The sequence below is a fragment of the Streptomyces sp. NPDC037288 genome (genome assembly GCF_055603265.1).
The window spans coordinates 23688-41020 of the sequence record NZ_JBVJVY010000040.1 but is presented as its reverse complement, the minus strand read 5'-3'; the positions used below and the strand labels follow the sequence as shown (position 1 = coordinate 41020).

Here is a 17333-nt window from a genome sequence, read left to right as displayed (position 1 = left end):
TACGACCATGTCGGCAAGCACCTTCGGCCCGCCCCGGGCCGCCACCTGCACGCCGAGCCACGCTGCTCGGGAACTGGGCCTCAAGCGTGGCGAGTTCGACCTCGCCGTCCACCTGGGCCACATCCGGACCGTGCCCGACGAGGGCGGGGGAGGAGGCCGGTGGGTGGAGCGCGCGGAGATCGACCGCCTCCGCGCGCAGGAGGGCCATCCGGACAGTTTGCTAGCCCGGGTGCGGGTGGTGGGTACGGCGGAGGGGGCCGCGCTCATGGAGATCCCAGCCGGGCGGTTCACCCGCCTGGCCCGACTGGGCCTGCTCGTTCCGGCGAAGTGGTACCTGAACCGCTACCGTGCCGTCGTCTGGCTGTATCTCGCGGACGACCTGCGGACCTTCACGTCGGACACCAAGAACGCGCCCCTGCTCAAGGGGCGTACACCCGAGACCCTGCGTGGCCAGCTGGCCGCAGGGGTGGACCTTCGCGCCCGCAACTGGCGGGGACGCCATCTCGGCTTCCTGCTGCGGCAGGCCGAGCAGCCGTGGGCCCGGGCCGGAGCCGTTGCGGCCTTTCTCTCGCCCGTCGAGATCGCCGACGTCGTCAAGGATCCGTACGCGCGTTCCTACCTGAACCGGTTCCGGCCGGCGCCACCTGGCCAGGGCACTCCGGGATCGCCTGCCGCGCACCTGGCCGAGCGGATCGCTATCGCGCAGGACGCGGACGAGATCGAGTGGCTGCGCAGCGAGCTGTCCCACCTGCTGGAGGAGGCCTGCGCCCTCTTCCCGGCCCCGCGTCCGGCCGCCCGGCGTACCGCACCGACCCTGCGAGGGGCCGCACACCCCATTCCGCCGATGGCCGCCACGGTCACGCGGCTTACGGAACCGAAGGCGCGGGCGTCGTCGGAGCCCGGCGGGGATCCGGCCGCAGCACCGGTGCCCGAACCGCGGAGTGGGGTGGTGGCGAGAGTGTGTGAGTCGCAGAGCGGGCCGGTGGCGGGGGCGTTCGGGGCGAACGGCGGGCCGCTTCCGGGACTGACCGGGCTGAACGGCGGGCCGCTGCTGGGACCACCCGAGTCGGATGGTGGATCGCTTCTGGGACCGGCCGGGCTGAACGGCGGGCCGCTGCTGGGACCACCCCAGTCGGATGGTGGATCGCTTCTGGGACCGGCCGGGCCGACGGATGAGCCGGTGACCCGAGCGTGCGAGGGGCAGGGCGGGTCGGTGGCGCGGCCGGCCGCGTCGTCCGCGGCCCGCCGCCGGCACCGACGCGCCGGGCAGGCCCCGACGCAGCACGATCGCGGCCTCCGCGCCTGGCTGCGACGGAGAAACCACCGGCCGGCGCGGGCCTGAACCACCCGGACGCGGACCCCGGCCACCCGCTGACTACAGGGACCTGAACAGGCCCTCCTGGACGACCGAGACAAGCAGACGCCCCTGCAGGTCGTAGATACGCCCGCGGGCCAGACCACGCCCGCCGGTGATGACCGGCGACTCCTGGTCGTACAGGAACCACTCGTCCGCGCGGAACGGCCGGTGGAACCACATGGCGTGGTCCAGCGACGCCATGTCGAAGTTCCGCGGCCCCCACAGCGGTTCGACGGGGATACGGACCGCGTCAAGGAGGGTCATGTCACTGGCGTAGGTCAGCGCGCACGTGTGGACCAGCGGGTCGTCCCCGAGCGGTCCGACCGCGCGCATCCACACGGCGCTGCGCGGCTCGGCCCCCTCGATCTCCTCGGCGTTCCAGCGCAGCCGGTCGACATAGCGGATGTCGAAGGGCTGGCGGCGCGCCATCCGCTCCAACTGTTCCGGCAGCGCGCCCAGATGCTTGCGGATCTCCTCGGTGACCGTGGGCAGCGACTCCGGGGCCGGCACCTCGCGGGCCGGCGGCAGCTGGTGCTCGAACGGTCCTTCCTCAGGCATGTGAAAGGAGGCGGTCAGATTGAAGATCGTGCGGCCCTGCTGCACGGCCGTGACCCGGCGCGTGGTGAACGACCGGCCGTCGCGGACCCGCTCCACCTGGTACACGATCGGTACGCCCGGGCGGCCCGGGCGCAGGAAGTACGCGTGCAGTGAGTGCACCGGGCGGTCACCGTCCGTGGTGCGGCCGGCGGCGACCAGTGCCTGGCCCGCCACCTGGCCGCCGAAGACCCGCTGCAGCGACTCCTGCGGGCTTCGGCCACGGAAGATGTTGACCTCGATCTGCTCCAGGTCGAGCAGGTCGACCAGTCTCTCGGCCGGGTTCGTCATCGGTGGGATTCTCCTTGGCTCACAACCGGTCGGCAGCAGCTCAGAGTTGGCCGACATCGGTGACGTGGACGATGGCACGGCCCTCGGCGTCGGAGGCCGCGAGGTCGATCTCCGCGCTGATGCCCCAGTCGTGGTCGCTGTTCGGGTCGTCGAAGATCTGGCGGACGCGCCAGAGTCCGTTCTCCGGCTCCTCCTTGATGACCAGCAGCTTGGGGCCGCGGGCATCGGGACCGGTGCCGAGGTCGTCGTACTCGTCCCAGTACTTGTCCATCGCCTCGCCCCAGGCGTCGGCGTCCCAGCCCGACTCGGCGTCCATCTCGCCCAGTTCCTCGACCTGGTCGAGGGCGGCCAGTTCCACACGGCGGAACATCGCGTTGCGGACCAGGACCCGGAAGGCGCGCGCGTTGGCGGTGACCGGCTTGACCTCGTCGGCCTTCTCCTGGGCCTCTTCGGCGGTCATCTCCTCCGGGTTCGCGAGCTGCTCCCATTCGTCCAGCAGGCTGGAGTCCACCTGGCGCACCATCTCGCCGAGCCACTCGATCAGGTCCTGCAGGTCCTCGGACTTCAGGTCGTCCGGGATGGTGTGGTCAAGGGTCTTGTAGGCGCTGGCCAGGTAGCGCAGGACGATGCCCTCGGTGCGGGCCAGCTCGTAGAAGGAGACCAGCTCCGTGAAGGACAGGGCCCGTTCGTACATGTCCCGGATCACCGACTTCGGCGACAGGGGGTGGTCGCCGACCCAGGGGTGGCTCTTGCGGTAGGTGTTGTACGCGTGGAAGAGCAGCTCTTCCAGCGGCTTCGGATACGTGATGTCCTGGAGCCGCTCCATGCGCTCCTCGTACTCGACGCCGTCCGCCTTCATCGCGGCCACGGCCTCGCCGCGTGCCTTGTTCTGCTGGGCGACCAGGATCTGCCGCGGGTCGTCCAGGGTGGACTCGACGACGGACACCATGTCGAGGGCGTAGGAGGGCGACTCGGGGTCGAGGAGTTCGAACGCGGCGAGTGCGAACGTGGACAGCGGCTGGTTGAGCGCGAAGTCCTGCTGGAGGTCGACCGTCAGCCGGACGATGCGGCCCTCGGCGTCGGGCTTGTCGAGCTTCTCCACGATCCCGCCGTCGAGCAGCGAGCGGTAGATCGCGATGGCCCGCCGGATGTGCCTCAGCTGCTGCCTGCGCGGCTCGTGGTTGTCCTCAAGAAGGTGGCGCATCGCCTCGAACGCGTTGCCCGGACGGGCGATCACCGACAGCAGCATCGTGTGCGTCACCCGGAAACGCGAGGTCAGCGGTTCCGGATCCGACTCGATCAGCTTCTGGAAGGTGTTGTCCGTCCAGCCGACAAAGCCCTCCGGCGCCTTCTTGCGCACCACCTTGCGCCGCTTCTTCGGGTCGTCGCCCGCCTTCGCCAGCGCCTTCTCGTTCTCGATGACGTGCTCGGGCGCCTGCGCGACGACGAGCCCCGCCGTGTCGAAACCGGCCCGGCCGGCCCGGCCCGCGATCTGGTGGAACTCACGGGCCCGCAGGGTGCGCACCCGGCTGCCGTCGTACTTGGTGAGCGCCGTGAACAGCACCGTACGGATGGGCACGTTGACGCCCACGCCGAGCGTGTCCGTGCCGCAGATGACCTTCAGCAGACCGGCCTGGGCGAGCTTCTCCACCAGACGCCGGTACTTGGGCAGCATGCCGGCGTGGTGCACCCCGATGCCGTGCCGGACGTAACGGGAGAGGTTGCGGCCGAACTTCGTGGTGAAGCGGAAGTTGCCGATCAACTCCGCGATCTGGTCCTTCTCCTCACGCGAGCACATGTTGATGCTCATCAGCGCCTGCGCCCGCTCCACGGCCTGAGCCTGCGTGAAGTGCACGATGTACACCGGTGCCTGCTTGCTCTGCAGCAGGTCGGTGAGCGTCTCGGTGAGCGGCGTGAGCTCGTACTCGTAGGAGAGGGGCACCGGTCGGGTCGCCGAGCGGACCACCGCGGTGGGGCGGCCGGTGCGGCGGGTGAGATCCTTCTCGAAGAAGGAGACGTCACCCAAAGTGGCCGACATCAGGATGAACTGCGCCTGCGGCAGCTCCAGCAGCGGGATCTGCCAGGCCCAGCCGCGGTCGCCCTCGGCGTAGAAGTGGAACTCGTCCATGACGACCTGACCCACGTCCGCGTTCTTGCCGTCACGCAGTGCGATCGAGGCCAGCACCTCGGCGGTGCAGCAGATCACGGGAGCGTCGGCGTTCACGGAGGCGTCGCCGGTGAGCATGCCGACGTTCTCGGTGCCGAAGAGCTTGCACAGTTCGAAGAACTTCTCCGACACCAGCGCCTTGATCGGGGCCGTGTAGAAGGTGACCTCGTCGCGGGCCAGGGCGGCGAAGTGCGCGCCGGCGGCGATCATGCTCTTGCCGGAGCCGGTGGGCGTCGAGACGATCACGTTCGCCCCGGAGACCACCTCGATCAGCGCCTCCTCCTGATGCGGGTAGAGGGTGAGACCGCGCTCCTGCGCCCACGACTCGAAGGCTTCGTACAGGGCGTCGGGGTCGGCGGTCGGCGGCAGCTGATCGATGAGGGTCACGCACCCATCTTGCCTGGACTCGTCCCCGAGCAGGGAATCGGCTGCGGGCACGAAGATCACGGCCGCTACGCTGTGACGCCGACGCGGGGTCAGCGCACCAGGTCAACTGGACAGCGGCACACGAGGAATGGGGCGGGAAGCGGCCATGATGGGACCAGCACACTCACTGTCGGGGGCCGCGGCCTGGCTCGGCGTCGGAGCGGCCGCCGCCGCGGCCGGGCGCCCGATGCCCTGGCCGGTGCTCCTCGTCGGGGCTCTGATCTGCGCGGGCGCCGCGCTCGCCCCGGACCTCGACCACAAGGCGGCGACCATCTCGCGCGCCTTCGGGCCGCTCTCGCGCTGGACCTGCGAGGTCGTGGACAAGCTGTCGTACGCCGTCTACAAGGCGACCAGGATGAAGGGCGACCCGCGCCGCTCGGGGGGCCACCGCACGCTGACGCACACCTGGCTGTGGGCGGTCCTGATCGGCGCCGGCTGCTCGGCTGCGGCGATCACAGGGGGCCGCTGGGCGGTGCTGGCGATCCTGTTCGTGCACATGGTGCTGGCGATCGAGGGCCTGCTGTGGCGGGCGGCGCGTGGCTCCAGCAGCGATGTCCTGGTCTGGCTGCTGGCGGCGACCAGCGCATGGATTCTCGCGGGCATCCTGGACAAGCCGGGCAACGGCTCCGACTGGCTGTTCACCGCGCCGGGGCAGGAGTACCTGTGGCTGGGCCTGCCGATCGTGCTCGGCGCCCTGGTGCACGACATCGGGGACGCGCTGACGGTGTCGGGCTGCCCGATTCTGTGGCCGATTCCCCTGGGCCGCAAGCGCTGGTATCCCGTGGGGCCGCCGAAGGCGATGCGGTTCCGCGCCGGGAGCTGGGTGGAGCTGAAGGTGCTGATGCCCGTGTTCATGCTGCTCGGCGGAGTGGGCTGCGCCGCGGCTCTCAACGTGATCTGAGGCATCCGTCGCCTGACCCGGGGCACCGCACCGGATCAGGGCGCCCGTGTGGAAGGGGGGCGCTCCGAGGAGATCTCCACGTCGATCACCGGGTACGTCCGGCCGTCGTCCCACTCGATGGTCTGCTCGTCCCGCTTGGCGGCTCCCCGTGCTGGTCAGCCGGACAGGGAGTCCTCGTCGACGATGTGCATCGCGGCCTCCTCGGCGGAGGCGGCGGCGCCGTCGATGCCCACGTCGGTGGCGACGAGGGCGGCCTCCTCGTCCTCGTGCGCACCCTCGTCCGGGGCCACCAGCCGGCCGGAGCGCAGGTGGCCGACCTCGTTGTCCAGGAGTTCCCCGTCGGTTCCGGTGCAGTCACCGAGGCCGTCGTCGTCGGGCGTGTCGGGGTCGGGCAGTTCCTCGGCGAGCCGCTGGTCGAGGGTCTCACCCGCCTGGCGCTCGGCCGCCGTCACTCCGCGGTGCTCCACCGCCCAGGGGCGCTCCGGAGGGGACCAGCCGCGGTCCAGCGGGTCGTTGACGCCGTCGAAGTCCAGTGTGTCCTCGACGTCGAGCACCCCCGAGTCCTCCCGGATCTCCGAGGGATCGGGCTGGTAGACGTCGTCCCCCCAGCCGTCGGCGCTGTCCACGAGTACCTCCAGGTGGTGAGGACGGCCGTGTGCCACCGCGATGGGCGGCGGGCCGTCGGCACGCGCGGCACGGGTGTCACACGCCGCGGACCGGGTGGTTCCGGGGCGTTCCCCGAGCCAGTGCCGTTCTCCAGCCTTCCACCCCGGCTCGGGACCGCGCAACGGCACGGACGCCGCTCAGGGCCACCGCTCGCGCACCGGCACCGGGCCGAGCCCACCGTGCACCCGCCACCCCCCTACCTGGCCACCCTCCCGCCCAGCCGCGACCCGCCCACGCCAAACACCGGCGGACTCCGCCGCACGCCGCCCCTCCGCGATCCGCGCACCCCGAGCCCGGCCGTCCCGGCCGTCAGCGGATTCCACCGAACGCCGAGCGTGAACGCGAACGGACTCCGCCGCACGCCGCCCCTCCGATCCGCGCACCCCGAGCGCTGGCAGAGCCCGCCGTGGCCCGCGCATCTCGAACATCGGCGGACTCCACCGCCGGACGTCCAGGCCCGATCGCCCCAAGCTCCGGCAGTATCGGCCACGGCGCCCGGCGGTGCTGTTCCGGGCACGGTAGGTGGGGCCGCCGTGGGGAGCGCGGTGAGCGCGGTGCGCTGCGCTGCGGGTGGGCGCCTCGCTGCCGTACCGGTCGTCCGCTTGGCCGGCGGATCCTCATCCGTGCCAGGACCGCCACAGCGCGGCGTACGCGCCGCCGGCGGCGACCAGCTCGTCATGGCTGCCCAGCTCGCTGATGCGGCCGTTCTCCACGACGGCGATCACGTCGGCGTCATGGGCGGTGTGCAGGCGGTGGGCGATGGCGACCACCGTGCGGCCGTCCAGCACGCGGGCCAGGGAGCGTTCCAGGTGCCGGGCCGCGCGCGGGTCGAGCAGCGAGGTCGCCTCGTCCAGGACCAGGGTGTGCGGATCGGCGAGCACCAGCCGGGCCAGCGCGACCTGCTGCGCCTGCGCCGGGGTCAGCGTGAGACCGCCGGAGCCGACCTCGGTGTCCAGGCCGTCGGCCAGCGCCCGCGCCCAGGCGTCCGCGTCGACCGCGCCCAGGGCGGCCCACAGCTCGGCGTCCGTGGCCCCGGTACAGGCCAGCAGGAGGTTGTCGCGCAGGGTGCCGACGAAGACGTGGTGTTCCTGGTTGACGAGGGCGACATGCGAGCGGACGCGTTCCGCCGGCATCCGGGACAGCTCAGCGCCGCCCAGGGTGATCCGGCCGTCCCGCGGCGTGTAGATCCCGGCGAGCAGCCTGCCGAGGGTGGACTTGCCCGCGCCCGACGGGCCGACCAGGGCCAGCCGGGTGCCCGGGGCGACCTCCAGGGACACCTTGCGCAGCACGTCGACGCCCTCGCGGTAGCCGAAGTGCACCCGGTCGGCGTGCACGTCCCGCCCGTCCGGCGCCAGCGAGGCGTCCCCGGCATCCGGCTCGATGTCCCGCACACCGACCAGGCGGGCCAGCGACACCTGGGCGACCTGCACCTCGTCGTACCAGCGCAGGATCAGGTTCACCGGGTCGACGAGCATCTGCGCGATCAGGGCGCCCGTGGTCAGCTGGCCCACCCCGATCCAGCCGTGCAGGACGAACACCCCGCCGACCATGAGGACCGAGCCCAGCACGATGACGTGCACGGCGTTGATGACCGGGAAGAGCACGGACCGCAGCCAGAGCGTGTACCGCTCCCAGGCCGTCCACTCCTTGATCCGCCGCTCCGACAGAGCGACACGGCGGTCGCCGAGCCGGTGCGCCTCGATGGTGTGGCCCGCGTCCACCGTCTCGGCGAGCACGGCGGCGACCGCCGCGTATCCGGCGGCCTCGGAGCGGTAGGCGGAGGGTGCCCGTTTGAAGTACCAGCGGCACCCGGCCACCAGCACCGGCACGGCGAGCAGCACGGCGGCCGCCAGCGGCGGCGCCGTCACCACGAGCCCACCGAGCAGCAGCAGGGCCCACACGACGCCGATGGCCAGCTGGGGCACGGCCTCGCGCATCGCGTTGGCCAGGCGGTCGATGTCGGTGGTGATGCGGGAGAGCAGGTCGCCGGTGCCCGCCCGTTCCAGCACGCCCGGAGGCAGCCCGACCGACCGGACGAGGAAGTCCTCGCGCAGGTCGGCCAGCATCCGCTCGCCGAGCATCGCGCCCCGCAGCCGCACCTGCCGTACGAACACGGCCTGCACGGCGAGCGCGAGCGCGAACAGCCCGGCGGTCAGGCCGAGATGAAGCTCCCGCTCCTCGTCCGACACCCGCTCGACCAGGCCGCCGAGCAGGTACGGCCCCACCATGGACGCGATCACGGCCACCGTGTTGACCACGATGAGCAGCAGGAAGGCCCGGCGGTGCCGGTGAAACAGCTCGGCGACGTAGGCCCGTACGGTCGCCGCCGCGCCGACGGGCAGGGTGGTGGCGGTCGTCGGGGCCGCCGGGTCGTACGCCGGTGGCGCAACGCCGATCATGCGCTCTCCTCGATCTCTTCCAGCTCCTGCCGCGCGCCCACCAGGGCGGCCTTGTCCGCCGCGGCCGGTTCGTCGTCCGTCTCCCGCGTGACCACGGCCCGGTATCGCGGTTCGCTGTCGATCAGTTCGCGGTGCACGCCGACCGCCGCCACCTCGCCCTCGTGGACGAGGGCGACCCGGTCGGCGCGGTCGAGCAGCAGCGGTGAGGAGGTGAACACCACGGTCGTGCGCCCCGAGCGCAGCCGGCGCAGCCCGTCCGCGATCCGTGCCTCGGTGTGCGAGTCGACCGCGGAGGTCGGCTCGTCCAGCACCAGCACCTCCGGGTCGGTGATCAGCGACCGGGCCAGCGCGAGCCGCTGGCGCTGGCCACCGGACAGGGAGCGCCCGCGTTCGGTGATGCGGGCGCCCATCGGGTCCGCGGAGTCCAGCGATCCCTGGACGAGCGCGTCCAGGACGTCGCCGCACTGCGCCGCGTCCAGCGCGTCCGCGGTCCGTACGGTCCCGGAGGCGGGAACGTCGAGCAGTTCGCGCAGGGTGCCGGACAGCAGCACCGGATCCTTGTCCTGGACGAGGACGGCGGTACGGGCGCTGTCCAGGGGGAGGTCGTCCAGGGGCACCCCGCCGAGCAGCGCCGAGCGGCCCGGCTCGGTGGGATGGCCGCCCAGCCGCTCCGCGAGCCGGCCCGCCGCGTCCGGGTCGCCGCAGACCACGGCGGTGAGACGGCCGGCGGGAACGAGCAGACCGGTGCCGGGGTCGTACAGGTCGCCGCCCGGCACCTCCGCCTCGCGGGTGCCCTCGGTGGCCGTGGACCGTTCCAGCGACAGCACGCGGGCCGCCCGTTTGGCCGACGGGCGCGAGAAGGAGTACGCCATGGCGATCTCCTCGAAGTGCCGCAGCGGGTAGTTGAGGACCATGACCGCGCTGTAGACGGTGACGAGTTCGCCGACGGTGATGCGGCCCTGGCGGGCCAGGTGGATGCCGTGCCAGACCACGGCGATGAGCAGCAGTCCGGGCAGCAGCACCTGGATGGCGGAGATCAGCGACCACATCCGGGCGCTGCGCACCGCGGCGTGCCGTACCTCCTGCGAGGCCCGGCGGTAGCGGTCGAGGAACAGTTCCTCGCCGCCGATACCGCGCAGCACACGCAGCCCGGCGACCGTGTCCGAGGCCAGCTCGGTGGCCCGGCCCGCCTTCTCGCGCTGCACGTCGGCGCGGCGCGTAGCACGGGGCAGGAGCGGCAGCACCGCGAGGGCCACCATGGGCAGTCCGACGGCGACGACCACGCCCAGGGCGGGCTGGTAGACGAGGAGGCCGACACAGACCACGACGACCGTCAGCGCGGCCGCGGCGAACCGGGAGACGGCCTCGACGAACCAGCCGATCTTCTCGACGTCACCGGTGGAGACGGCCACCACCTCGCCGGCGGCGACCCGCCGGGTCAGGGCGGAGCCCAGCTGGGCGGCCTTGCGTGCCAGTAGTTGCTGGACGCGCGCGGCGGCCGTGATCCAGTTGGTGACGACCGCCCGGTGCAGGAAGGTGTCGCCGAGGGCGATGCCCGTGCCGCACAGCAGCATCAGACCACCCGTCAGGGCGAGCCGGGTGCCGGAGCGGTCGACGACCGCCTGGACGGCGAGTCCGACGCAGAAGGGCAGGGCCGAGACGGAGACGAAGTGCAGCAGGCCCCAGGCGAGTGACTTCAGCTGTGCGCCCAGCTGGTTCCGCCAGAGCCACCACAGGAATCGGGGGCCCGACCGCGCGTCGGGGACGCCTGGATCGCAATACGGAAGGTCTTGAATCTGCATGACGTCCCAGTGGCTCGTGTCAGGGGAGGGGGGAGCGGCGAGGAGCGCGGACAAGCCGTGACAGATTCGCGTCGCAGAGTGGTGAATTTCAAACGGTTTTCCTCGACCGCCACCTGAATCCACCGAGTTCAGGCCAAGGGACCCCGGCCCCGGTGCGTTGCGCCCGGGGGCCGGTCACCCGACTCGGTGAATGCCCGGAAGATCGCACGATCAGCCGGTGCGTACTGCCACCATGGCCCGGTGCACATCGAGAACGACAGCGTGCGGCGGCGTGGGACGGCTGCGGTCGCCGCCCTGGGAACGCTCCTCGCGACCCTCACTGCGTGCGGCGGCCCCGCATCCGGCCCGGCCCGTACCGGCGGAGCGCCGGCGTCCGTCGGCCGGACAGCGCAGGGCCCGACCGTATCCTCGGCCCCCACGACCGACCCGACCCGGATCCCCGGCGTCGGCGCCCGCCTCCACCGGCGGATCCCCGCCGACTCCCGGCAGATCGTGGCCGTCTACGGCGAGGGCGCGGACTCCGCCGACTCCAGGCTGGTGCTGTACACCCGGCGTGGTGCCGAGTGGCACCCGACGGGCAGTTGGCCCGCCCACAACGGACGGCACGGCTGGACCGCTGACCACCACGAGGGGGACCAGCGCAGCCCGGTCGGTGTCTTCACCCTCTCCGACGCGGGCGGTGTGCTCCCCGACCCGGGCGCCCGCCTGCCGTACGACCACGACGTGAGCGCCTATACGCCCCCGGCCGACTGGGACGAGGCGCACCAGCACGACTTCGACTACGTCATCGCCATCGACTACAACCGCCTGCCGGGCACCCCGCCGCGCGACGCCGGCCGTCCCTGGGGTGCGGACAGGGGCGGCGGCATCTGGTTGCACATGGACCACGGCAGCGGCACCTCGGCCTGCGTCAGCGTCTCCCAACAGGCCATGGAGGTCCTGCTGCGCACGCTCGACCCGGCCCGCGATCCGGTCGTGGTGATGGGGGACCGGGCGGAACTGGCCGCCTAGCGCCCGGCCGGACGGTCGTCCGTGCGCGACGGCGGCGGTCCTGCCCCGGCCGGGGCGCTCTCGATGACGTCCACGTCGCTCGCCCGGACGTAGGCGAGCCGGTGGCCGAACTGGATCTCGTAGTATCCCTCGTGGCCCTTCACCACCGGGTCGGGTTTGTCGACGATGGACGACCGGGGGACGTACGAACTGCGGACGCGGGCCTGTGTCACATACCGCTGGCCCGCCCGCAACCGATAGGGCAGCGGCGATTCGGGCTCCTCATCCACGCCCTCGGGATAGGCGTCCTCCTCCGGGAGGGCACGCCCGAACACCGGGATCTCGTCCACGCCTTCCTTCGGCGTCACCATCCGGCCGCTCGCGCCGACGGCCGTCGGGTGTTGCGCCGGGTTCCTGAACCACGCCCTGTGACCCTGGAACCAGATCGCCGTCCAGTCGCCGCTGCGGTCGGCGACGGCGAAGGTCTGGCCGGCGGAGACGCGTGAGCCCAGGTCGTTGACGTCCTCCGTGGACGGGTCGCCGTCCGGCTTGCGGCCGGGGTCCTGGATCAGCGGGGCGTTGTCGTCCGGGCGGGTGTGGAGGCGCACGGCGCTGGACCCGTGCGGCGCACACGGCTGACCGTCGCCCTTGCAGCCGGTGAACCGTGGCCTGTGGGCGGCGTAGTCCGGCAGGATCATCACCATGTCGCTGTCCGGCCCGGCCGATGCCCGCAGCGGCGCGCCGAGCAGGTCGAAGTAGTGCCGCCAGTCCCAGAAGGGACCGGGGTCGTCGTGCATGTCGGGGATGGAGTCGGCGGTCGGCGCCGGCACGTTGTCGTGGCCGATGATGTGCTGCCGGTCCAGCGGGACCTGGTACTTCTTCGCCAGGTAGCGCACCAGGCGCGCCGATGCCCGGTACATCGGTTCCGTGTACCACTTGCCGGGCTGGGTGAGGAAGCCCTCGTGCTCGACGCCGATCGAGCGGGCGTTCACGAACTGGCTGCCGGAGTGCCAGGCCTCGTCCTTGGTCCTCACGTGCTGGGTGATGTGGCCGTCGCTGGAGCGGACCGAGTAGTGCCAAGACGCCTCCGTGGGATCCTGCACCGTCTTGAACATGTTCGGCAGATACGCCTCGGTGTCGTGGATGACGATGTAGTTGATCTTCTGGTCGACGGGCCGGTTGCCGAGGTCGTGGTTGCCGTAGTCGCCGTCCTCGTCGATCTCCTCGTACGGCGCGCTGAGCCAGTCGCAGGCCAGCTCCGCGGGGCACTCGACCTGCTTGGGCCGCGGTGGGGTCTGTGCCCGTGTGACGCGGGGGCGGACGCCGGGGTTGGCGGCGAGGGTGACGTCCTGTCCTTCGGCGGTGGTGCGGTGTGCCCCCTTTCGGATCACGTCGAAGACGTCGTTCGCGTACGTCGTCGCGGCCGAGACGTCACGGGTGCCCGGGTAGTGCTGCACCGCCTCCCACCAGTCCGCGGGGTTCTCGCTGAGGGGCTTGCCGAGCTGGCGTTGCGTGGCCGCCAGGATCGCCGCGCCGCCGCGGATGTTGGCGGTGGGGTCCGTCCGCAGGCGTTCGGCCGGGACCTCGATCAGGCGTGCGGCGCGGTCCAGGTCCGCCGGCTGCACGGTGTGGCCGGGCGCAGGGGTGGCCTCGGGTGCGGCAGGGATTCCGGTCGCCCCCGCGTGCGGCCGGGGGCCGGCGCCGTGCTCCGCCGAGGGGCCTGCTGCCGCTGTGGGGGCCTCGGTCCGGCCGGGATCCACCAGGTGCATCGGCCCGTAGCCGCCCGCGACGCTGGGAGCGCCCGGATGGGTGTCCCAGCGCGTCTGCATGTAGGACACGCTCATGAGCACACTGCGCGGCACGTGGAACTCGCGGGCGGCCTCCGCGAAGGTGTTCTGCAGTTGCTGGTCCGGTGTCTCGTCGTCGGCCAGGGGGATGAGCAGCAGCGGCACCAGCACCGCCGCCGACGCGATCACGCAGGCCGTCCGGCGGCACTCGCGAAGGGAGTTGGGAACACGTGGGGCGGCCGGTCTTCTCATTGCACGGTTCTCCAGACATGTCGTCACCACCAGAACACAGGGAGATGTCCTGGACGCCACCCCTGGTACGTTTCCGTGCCTTTCGCGCCGTGTCGCGCCAAGCGTCACCGGGGTGGCCGAGCGGCCGGGCAGGGGCCACTCGGTCGGCGGCGTGCCGGCTCAGTCCTCGACCGGGTCCACCTGCCAGTCGGGGTGGCCCGGCATGGGCGGGGTGTGCGGCCCGTACAGCCACGGGGTCAGGAACGGCCTGAGGTCCTCGCCCGCGACCTGCGACGCGAGTGCGATGAAGTCCCGGGTGCCGGCCGCCCGGCCCTGATACGCCGTCACCCAGGAGCGCTCGATCCGGCCGAAGGTCTCCGCGCCGACCTTCTCCCGCAGGGCGTACAGCACCAGCGCGGAGCCGTCGTAGCGCATCACCTTGAACAGCGTCGGCTCCGTGGGCTCGGCGGGTGCCCCCGCGTCGTGCCGCCACTGGTCGTGCTGTTCGTAGGCCGCCCGCATCGCGGCCTCCAGGCTGACGCCGCCGTGCTCGTCGGAGTACAGACGTTCGTAGAAGCGCGCGTGACCCTCGCTCAGCCACAGGTCGGACCAGCGCCGGATGGCGACGCTGTCACCCGTCCAGTGGTGGGTCAGCTCGTGTACGAGGTTGCGTTCGGCGTCGACCCGGTCGCCCAGCAGATCGTCCTTCGGCACGATGGACAGCGACTGCGTCTCCAGGGCCACCGGCAGGTCGGTGTCGCCGACCAGCACGCCGTAGCGGCGGAACGGGTACGGGCCGAGCCGCTGTTCCAGCCATGCGAGATGCTCCGGGGTGAGCGAGCGGAAGTCCTCCGTGTCGCGGACCAGGCCGTCCGGGACCACGTCCCGGACGGGCAGTCCGCGCGGGCCGGTGCTGTCGGCGAACGTGAACCTCCCGATCGCCATCTGGACCAACTGTGCCGCGATCGGCTGCTCGGAGTCATAGGTCCACCTGATGCGTCCGTCGGGTCGCCGGGCGGTGCCGACCAGGCGGCCGTTGGCCGCCGCGCTGATGCCGGGCGGGGTACTGATGTGGAAGGTGACGGGCGCCCGCAGGCTCGGGTGGTCGTTCGCCGGGAAGATCAGTTTCGCGCCGTCGGGCTGAGCGCAGACCAGGGTGCCGTCGGCGGTGGGCACCCAGCCGTAGTCCTGGATCGCGTCGTCGCGGTGCCGGCTCCGGGTCGGGTCGGCGGTGTAGGTGACGCGGACGGAGAACGTCCTTCCGAGGGCGATGGGGCGTGCGGGGGTGACGACGAGTTCGTCGCGGTCGCGTACGACGGTGGCCGGTGCGCCGTCGACCGTGACCTGGTGCAGCGTGTTGCCCGCGAAGTCGAGGTCGAAGCGGGACAGGGACTGCGTGGCGGTGGCGCTGAGGGTGGCCGCGGCGGCGAACGGCGTCCGGGGCGCCCGCCAGTCGAAGTCGAGCGTGTAGTGGCTGACCGTGTAGCCGCCGTTGCCGGCGAGCGGCATGAGCGGGTCACCGATGCCCGGCGCGCCCGGGGAGGGTGCCGGGCCCGAGGAGGCGGTCGGGCCCGGAGCGGGCGAGCTGTGGGAGCCGTGCGAGAACAGGGCGGCGAACGCGGCCGCACCGGTGAAGGCACCGGCGAGGGCCAGGGACAGGGTCACGCGAGGGGTTCGGAGGGCAGGGCGGGGGCGCCGGTGCCGGGACTCGTGCTGTGAGGAGCCTGCTGGGCGGCCGGCGGGCATGATCTCCATGACCGCACTATGTCAGTGAGGTGTGCTTATAGCACTAAATGTTCCGCTGTGTGGTCGGCCGGCATGCGCTCCCGCCGGACCGACCGGCGCGGTGACCGTCGTCCGATCTGCTCATTGCGGTCGGGGGTCAACTCCCCGTAGAACACCGGCCATGAGAAGACGGATAGTCATGTCCATGCTCGCCGGAGCGACCCTCCTGGCGGGCGCGCTCTTCGGCACCGGAGCCGCTGCCGCGCAGGCGGCCGACGTTCCGGCCGAGTTCGGCACCGACTGGCACGACCCGGTCACCGCGGCACCGCCCGTCGACCGGCCGCACGCCCCGTCCTGTCAGGTCACGCTCGCCGACGCCCGGTTCCGCGACTTCACGCCCTACCGGGGCGCGTACACCCCGCCCCGGGGCTGCGGCGGCCGCTGGAGCAAGGTCGTCCTGCGGCTCGACGGCAAGGTGAAGGGCCGTCAGTACGACCGCCTGGGCTATCTGCACGTCGGCGGTGTCGAGATCCTGCGCACCTCCACACCGGAGCCCTCGCCCGACGGCATCGCATGGCACGTCGAGAAGGACGTCACCCGCTACAGCGACACCTTCCGGAGTGCGCAGGACGTCGAGATGCTGATCGGCAACGTCGTGGACGACACCTACACCGGCGTCATCGACGTGCACGTCACCCTGACCTTCTACGCGGGCCGTCCCGCGGAGCGGACACCCGACCGCGTGCTCACCCTGGCCGGCACGCCCGACGGCACGACCCTCACCGCGCCGCGCAACAGCGAACGGATCGTCGCCGAGGTCTACACGACCGGTTCGGGCGGCGGCTGCGAGGAGTTCTGGTACCTGACGGTGGCCGACCCGGCGTCGTACTCCTGCAAGGCCGATCACGGCCCCTACCGCGAGGTGCAGATCAAGGTCGACGGCCGGCTCGCCGGAATCGCCGCGCCGTTCCCGAACGTCTGGACCGGCGGCTGGTCCAACCCCTTCCTCTGGTACGTCCTCCCGGCGCCGGGAGCCTTCGACGTCCGGCCGGTCACCTACGACCTCACCCCCTTCGCCGGCCTGCTCGACGACGGCCGTCCGCACCGCGTCGAGGTCTCGGTGGCCGGCGTGCCCGCGGGCCAGCCGGGCTGGAGCGCGCCGGTGAACGTCCTGGTCTGGCAGGACGCGCACCGCGACCACGTCACCGGCGCGCTGACCGCGGACCGGGCGACGGACATCGCCAACTCCTCCGTGTACACGCCCGGTTCGGAGAACCGCGTGACCACCGACGCCGGGCACCGGCTCACCGTCTCGGGATACCTCGACACCTCGCACGGCCGCGTGACCACCACCGTCACCCGGACGCTCGCCAACACCTCCGTCCACCGCTGGACCGACGGCGAGAACACGGACGGGCTGGACGCGGCCTGGTCCGACGACCAGTCGGTCACCGTCGGCGGACACGGGCCCGTGCGGGCGACGTACACACACCGGACGTACACCATGAACGGCGCGACGACCATCGGCACGGACAGCCGGCTGCGTACCGTGCTGACGCTCGGCGACCGTGCGTCGGTCGTGGAACTGCGGGACGGCCGGCGCACCGCGTGGTCGCGGCTCGACGACACCTACAGCGGCGACGCGGCGTACACCATGAACGTCCCGCGCGACCAGCGGCACGCGATCGGCGCGTCGAGCGAGCGCTATCGGCTGTACGGCTCCGCCGGCTGCTACGACCGTGCGCTGGCCACGGCGCAAGGGGCGCTGACGGAGGACCACGACCGCTGTTGAGCACGGATCGCCGGCGAGGGATGCCGGTGAGGGGGGCCGGTGAGGGAACGCCGACGAGGGGACGGCCGCCGCCTTGACCAGGCGCGTGCAACCGTCACCACGCGGCTGGGGGGGGGGGGGGGGGGGGGGGGGGGGGGGGGGGTGGGGGGGGGGGGGGGGGGGGGGGGGGGGGGGGGGGGGGCTTCGCCCGTGCGTTGCGTCGGGC

General features: G+C 72.2%; 10 protein-coding genes and 2 pseudogenes. 4 read left to right on the top strand and 8 right to left on the bottom strand.

The features are described 5' to 3' along the window. Nucleotides 1-7 precede the first annotated feature (7 nt). Nucleotides 8-940, top strand: a pseudogene (locus tag ACZ7GZ_RS33295) (DUF6397 family protein); the annotation flags it as partial. 435 nt (nt 941-1375) lie between these two features. Here the strand turns inward: ACZ7GZ_RS33295 and ACZ7GZ_RS33290 are convergent. Together ACZ7GZ_RS33290 and ACZ7GZ_RS33285 are read right to left on the bottom strand one after the other, a co-directional pair. Further along, the gene (locus tag ACZ7GZ_RS33290; protein ID WP_471029953.1) at nt 1376-2242 is read right to left on the bottom strand and encodes an acyl-CoA thioesterase; all 867 of its coding nucleotides are present in this window, start codon (nt 2240-2242) and stop codon (nt 1376-1378) included. A 40-nt stretch (nt 2243-2282) separates the two neighbouring features. Beyond that, a complete protein-coding gene (locus ACZ7GZ_RS33285; protein ID WP_471029951.1) occupies nt 2283-4796 on the bottom strand; it encodes a DEAD/DEAH box helicase in 2514 nt (837 codons plus the stop codon). Between the two features lie 145 nt (nt 4797-4941). On the opposite strand from ACZ7GZ_RS33285, the gene ACZ7GZ_RS33280 reads away from it, so the two are divergent. Further along, nucleotides 4942-5736 carry a metal-dependent hydrolase gene (locus ACZ7GZ_RS33280; protein WP_471029949.1) on the top strand — a complete coding sequence of 265 codons (795 nt, stop codon included), beginning with the start codon at nt 4942-4944 and terminating at the stop codon, nt 5734-5736. A gap of 53 nt (nt 5737-5789) precedes the next feature. Here the strand turns inward: ACZ7GZ_RS33280 and ACZ7GZ_RS33275 are convergent. The 4 genes and pseudogenes from ACZ7GZ_RS33275 to ACZ7GZ_RS33260 form a co-directional block, all read right to left on the bottom strand. Beyond that, a pseudogene (locus tag ACZ7GZ_RS33275) lies at nt 5790-5864 on the bottom strand (type B 50S ribosomal protein L31); the annotation flags it as partial. A gap of 27 nt (nt 5865-5891) precedes the next feature. Continuing rightward, complete coding sequence (locus ACZ7GZ_RS33270; RefSeq protein WP_471029946.1) at nt 5892-6362, bottom strand: DUF5709 domain-containing protein; 471 nt, start codon at nt 6360-6362, stop codon at nt 5892-5894. A gap of 657 nt (nt 6363-7019) precedes the next feature. Further along, nucleotides 7020-8801 (bottom strand): ABC transporter ATP-binding protein, encoded by a 1782-nt coding sequence (locus ACZ7GZ_RS33265; RefSeq protein WP_471029945.1) that lies wholly within the window; start codon nt 8799-8801, stop codon nt 7020-7022. Next, entirely contained in the window at nt 8798-10603 is a 1806-nt protein-coding gene (locus ACZ7GZ_RS33260) for an ABC transporter ATP-binding protein (protein ID WP_471029943.1), read from the bottom strand. The genes ACZ7GZ_RS33265 and ACZ7GZ_RS33260 overlap by 4 nt, the downstream gene beginning before the upstream one ends. 246 nt (nt 10604-10849) lie before the next feature. Between ACZ7GZ_RS33260 and ACZ7GZ_RS33255 the strand changes: the two genes are divergently transcribed. Further along, entirely contained in the window at nt 10850-11614 is a 765-nt protein-coding gene (locus ACZ7GZ_RS33255) for a L,D-transpeptidase family protein (protein ID WP_471030001.1), read from the top strand. Here ACZ7GZ_RS33255 and ACZ7GZ_RS33250 read toward each other — a convergent pair. Both ACZ7GZ_RS33250 and ACZ7GZ_RS33245 read right to left on the bottom strand, forming a co-directional pair. After that, complete coding sequence (locus ACZ7GZ_RS33250; RefSeq protein WP_471029941.1) at nt 11611-13632, bottom strand: N-acetylmuramoyl-L-alanine amidase; 2022 nt, start codon at nt 13630-13632, stop codon at nt 11611-11613. The two genes, ACZ7GZ_RS33255 and ACZ7GZ_RS33250, sit on opposite strands and share 4 nt — an antisense overlap. Nucleotides 13633-13791: 159 nt before the next feature. Further along, nucleotides 13792-15276, bottom strand: coding sequence for a M1 family metallopeptidase (locus tag ACZ7GZ_RS33245; protein WP_471029939.1), 1485 nt, complete (start codon nt 15274-15276; stop codon nt 13792-13794). Nucleotides 15277-15517: 241 nt separating this feature from the next. On the opposite strand from ACZ7GZ_RS33245, the gene ACZ7GZ_RS33240 reads away from it, so the two are divergent. Further along, a complete protein-coding gene (locus tag ACZ7GZ_RS33240; protein ID WP_471029937.1) occupies nt 15518-17128 on the top strand; it encodes a peptide-N4-asparagine amidase in 1611 nt (536 codons plus the stop codon). Nucleotides 17129-17333: the final 205 nt, after the last annotated feature.